This window comes from Vibrio splendidus 12E03, from assembly GCF_000272105.2.
Classification (GTDB): domain Bacteria; phylum Pseudomonadota; class Gammaproteobacteria; order Enterobacterales; family Vibrionaceae; genus Vibrio; species Vibrio splendidus_I.
On sequence record NZ_AJZD02000219.1, the window covers coordinates 1 to 821 of the forward strand.

Annotated in this window: 1 pseudogene; it reads left to right on the forward strand. The window is 45.1% G+C overall.

Going from position 1 to position 821, the window contains the following annotated elements:
• Window positions 1-767 (forward strand): annotated as a pseudogene (locus A142_RS14955) (IS5 family transposase); the annotation flags it as partial.
• Between the last annotated feature and the right edge of the window lie 54 nt (window positions 768-821).

Here is an 821-nt window from a genome sequence, read left to right on the forward strand (position 1 = left end):
TCGTTTGTTTAGTGACTTAGCCATTACGACGGCTCTTATGGTCAAACGAGTATTTTCAATGCCGTTGAGAGGTCTGCAAGAATTCATCAATTCTGTTTTCAAGCTTGCTCAATTGCCGTTGTCATGTCCTCATTATTCATGTATTAGTAAGCGAGCCAAAACGGTCAACGTCACGTTCAAGCCCAAAACGAAAGGAGCTATCCAGCATTTAGCCATTGATGCGACAGGCCTGAAGGTCGACGGCGAAGGCGAATGGAAAATCAAAAAGCATGGCACAGACGGGAAGCGTCGAGTCTGGAGAAAGCTACATTTAGCGGTCGATACAAACACGCATGAAATCATTGCCGCTGAATTAAGTTTATCGAATGTAAGCGATGGAGAAGTACTTCCAAACTTACTCAAACAGACCCGCCGAAGAATCAATGAGATATCTGGCGATGGTGCTTACGACACAAGGTTGTGCTACGAAGCTATTCGCGTAAAAAATGCTGTTCCGCTTATTCCACCGAGGGAAGGCGCAGCCTTCTGGGAGCAAGGTCATCCCCGCAATCTAGCGGTCGGCTGTCAGAAGCTATATGGTTCAAATAAGCATTGGAAAAAGAAGTACGGCTACCATAAACGTTCGCTCTCAGAGACGGCGATGTTCCGTGTGAAGAAAATTAAGTTTAAGAAACTACAATGCACAGGTTGGTGAGACTTACGCCATGATAAAAGCGTTAAACAAGCTCACTGGGCTAGGTATGCCTAAAACGATAGTGAGCGCCTAACAATTATCCTTATTAGGCGAGTTTGTACCTGAACTCGAATTAGGAAACAAAGCC